At 49.5% G+C, this 3,708-nt stretch carries 2 protein-coding genes; both read left to right on the top strand.

What is annotated here, in order from left to right:
• The first annotated feature begins 156 nt into the window (after nt 1-156).
• Nucleotides 157-2,556: a response regulator gene (locus AB7D94_RS16755; RefSeq protein ID WP_420267212.1), complete on the top strand. Its 2,400-nt coding sequence runs from the start codon at nt 157-159 to the stop codon at nt 2,554-2,556.
• A 244-nt stretch (nt 2,557-2,800) separates the two neighbouring features.
• The gene (locus tag AB7D94_RS16750) at nt 2,801-3,256 is read left to right on the top strand and encodes a response regulator (protein ID WP_420267211.1); all 456 of its coding nucleotides are present in this window, start codon (nt 2,801-2,803) and stop codon (nt 3,254-3,256) included.
• The last annotated feature ends 452 nt before the right edge of the window (nt 3,257-3,708 follow it).

Here is a 3,708-nt window from a genome sequence, read left to right as displayed (position 1 = left end):
AAAGGGGGGGGGGGGGGGCTGCTTTACTATTGTGACACAGTCTGTTGTCCGGAATGACAAAAACAAGGGAGACAATTTCTAATGCGTTTGCCCTGGCTAAAATCCGGCAAGATTGCGGGCAACCGCCGCGCTATGCTAACATATTGGAACGGAGGCATGAGACACATTATGGACGTTGTCCAACTAATCACTCATCAGCTTTTGGATATGCTGAACACGGGTGTGGCGATTATTGACAAGAAACTCGTTGTCCTTTACTGGAACCGCTGGCTGGCTATGCAGAGCGGTATAAAGAGCAGCGATATTGTCGGGGCGCAGTTGCTTGATTTCTTTCCAAATCTGGACAAACCATCCTTCCTCAAGAGCTGTAAGTCCGTATTCAAGTTCGGGAACTTCATCTTCTTATCCCAAAAGCTGCACAACTACCTGTTCCCCTTTAAACTCACCGGGCAGCATACATCAAACTTTCAATACATGCAGCAGAGCTGCACCATGGGGCCATTAAGAGACGAAAGCGACGCTATAAATTACATTTTTATCACCGTAGAGGACGTAACCGAGATAGTCACCTATGCACAAAAACAGGAATGGGCAGAGGCCGAGCTGCGAAGCGCAAAGACCGCCGCCGAAGACGCCAACAGAGCCAAGAGTGATTTCCTCGCAAGCATGAGCCACGAGATACGCACGCCAATGAATGACATTATCGGCATGGCGGAGCTTCTCACCGAGACCGCTCTCAGCAGTGAGCAGCGCCAGTACGTCGCGGCATTTCAAACGGCAGGCGAGAACCTGCTTGACATTATCAACGATATCCTCGACTTTTCCAAAATTGAGGCAGGTCAAATCGGTTTCGAGCGCGTAAACTTCGACCTGCTTGACACTATCGAAAAGATATTTGAAATCCTCTCCATTCGGGCGCATAAGAAGGGAGTTGAGCTGAACTACCACATATACCCCGACGTCCCGTGTAGTATAATCGGCGACCCCGGCCGCCTTCGCCAGGTGTTGATTAATCTGATAGGAAATTCGATTAAGTTCACTGAGCGGGGGGAGGTTGTCCTGCGCATAAAAAACGACCCGGAAGGTAACCACTCCGTAGGCGCGCGTCTGCTGTTTTCAATCTCCGACACAGGAATAGGCATCCCCGAAGACAAGTTTGACATGATTTTTCAGAAATTCACACAGGCAGATTCCTCCACAACGCGCAAATACGGCGGCACGGGACTTGGTCTGTCTATCTCAAAAAAACTTGTCAACATGATGGATGGCCGTATCTGGATAGAAAGCGTACCCGGTCAGGGAAGCACGTTTCACTTCACGGCGGGCTTCGGATTAGGCCAGGATGTTAAGCACCAACCGCTTCCAGTGGACTTAACCGGATTAAGAACCCTTATTATAGACGACAACGCCGCACATCGTGATATATTAACGCAGCAATTGATGGGCTGGGGGATTGGCGCGGCCGCCGTTGGAGATGCCCAAAGCGGCCTTGAGACGCTCAAACGCGCGAAATCCAGTGGCCAGCCCTATGACCTTCTCCTGCTTGATAGCCGAATGCCGGGCATGGATGGATTTGAGACGGCAATGCTCTCTATAAAGGACTCACTTGCAAGGACGACGATTATGATGCTCTGCTCAGACAACAGAAAAGCCGACTGTGAAAAGGCTATGGAAATAGGTGTAAACGCCTGTATCGTAAAACCTCTGAAGAAGGCCAACCTTCTCAGCACCATCCGCACGGCCCTTGGATATGAAACGGGGGCAGAGGCTCATACCAGCGAACTCGCCGCCTTTACATACAACGCCCTTAGACCGCTTAATATCCTGCTCGTGGAGGACTACGCGCAAAATCGTATACTAATCCAGACGTATCTTAAGAACACGCCATATAGAATTGACACGGCTGAGGACGGCGTCAGCGCGATTGAAAAGGCCATCGCGGGAAACTATGACATCATCCTGATGGACGTACAGATGCCGGTAATGGACGGTTTGCGGGCCACTGAGGAAATCAGGAAATATGAGAAAGCCATGGGATTAGAGCCCGTTGCAATCGTTGCGTTGACGGCGTATGCCCTTGATGACGACATAAAGAAAAGTCAGGCGGCCGGGTGCACGGCGCACCTGACGAAACCTATAAAAAAGCTGACGCTTATGGAAACAATAATAAGACTCACCGGGGCGGCAACTGCGACCTCCCTTGCCCTCTCCCCGATGGTTGTCCCCGTAATACCCGTGTCAGACGCGGAGGCAGTCAACAATCTGACAGTCCACATTGACCCTGACCTCAAAGGCGTCATCCCCGCCTTCCTGAAAGATGTCCTCTGCGACATTAACGCGATAAAGGGAGCGCTGAAGGCTGGAGATATAAAGGTCGCGCAGAAAATTGGACATAACCTCAAAGGGGCTGGCGGCGGGTATGGGTTTAAGGCCGTTACCACCATTGGAGGTGACATTGAGCGTGCCGCGAAGGAAAATAACCCTGATGAGATAACCAGATTGCTGGACGAGCTGTCGGGTTATATGAAAAATGTCCACATAGTTTACCAGATATGATAGAGTATTCAGGAGAGCCGATTGCAAAATGCTGTGACTGCAGTGTCTACAACATTCTGGATTCCCGTTTTCACGGGAATGACAGACAGAGGAAGACGGAATCATGTTGTCATTCCCGCATCCGGGCAGATTGTCATTCCTGCGAAAGCAGGAATCCAGTCTTCAAGGGTGGGCATAAAAGTGACGCATTTATTAATTTTGCAATTGGCTCAGGAATGATTAGTATATTAGAGCTGGAGGCCAGATGGAAGATTCAGGCGTATTGTCGCTGAAACGAATAAAGGTATTGATAGTGGAGGACGACAAGAAAATCAGGAGACTGTATTATCTTGGAATCAGAAACGGTATGCTCTTTCAGAGAAGGTCGTGCGCGGACGGCAAGGCGGCCCTTGAGGTTTTTGAACAGTGGAGACCGGACATTGTGGTCTTAGATATTATGATGCCCGATATGACGGGCTATGAAGTGCTAAGGCATATTCGCGAATATTTGGTGGACAAGAAGACGGCGATAGTGATGGCCACCTCGCTGGCCGACGCGGACACGATAACAGACTGTCTGCGGCTTGGGATACAGGGATATATAGTGAAACCGTTTAACCACAAGGAGATAGCGGACAAGATGATAGAGTATTATAAGACGACAGACCCGATACGAGCGACCCTCGCCGGGCAGTACCTTGAAGAGATGAGGGCGCCATAGGCCGCAGCCTGGCACAGGAAAAATGTTCCGCAATAAAGGAATGTGGTCACTATATAGGAAAATGTATCGCTATTATGACACACAGCAAATTTATAAGTCATTGATATTGCTGGATTCACGTTTTGGCACGTAATTTGCAACAAAACACATGATGGGTGCGGTTTCACCGTATCTAATCAATCCTAGCAGTAAGCGCAGTAAAAGAGGGGGCAGACCCCGCAGTTTCTATTGCGAGAAATTGTAATATGTGCGGGTCGGCCCCCGCAAACTAATACTAAGTTACAATCATGGAAGTAAGAAGATTCCTATATCAATCGAATCATCCCGGGCTTGTCAATTGAAACATCCTGAGCCTGTGAAACATCCTGAGCCTGTCGAAGGACGCCCCCTGTTGCTCATACGTAAGCGTCAAGAAAACCCCATCTTTACAGTGGGGGTAGCAGATGTCATAA

The organism is Candidatus Magnetominusculus dajiuhuensis (assembly GCF_046044395.1).
GTDB lineage: Bacteria > Nitrospirota > Thermodesulfovibrionia > Thermodesulfovibrionales > Magnetobacteriaceae > Magnetominusculus > Magnetominusculus dajiuhuensis.
Note: the sequence above shows the minus strand (reverse complement) of the source record. Positions and strands in the feature narration are given on the sequence as shown.

Excerpts from the sequence above, each read along its gene's own strand:
- AB7D94_RS16755 (WP_420267212.1), top strand. The coding sequence starts at position 157 with ATGAGACACATTATGGACGTTGTCCAACTAATCACTCATCAGCTTTTG.
- AB7D94_RS16750 (WP_420267211.1), top strand. The coding sequence starts at position 2,801 with ATGGAAGATTCAGGCGTATTGTCGCTGAAACGAATAAAGGTATTGATA.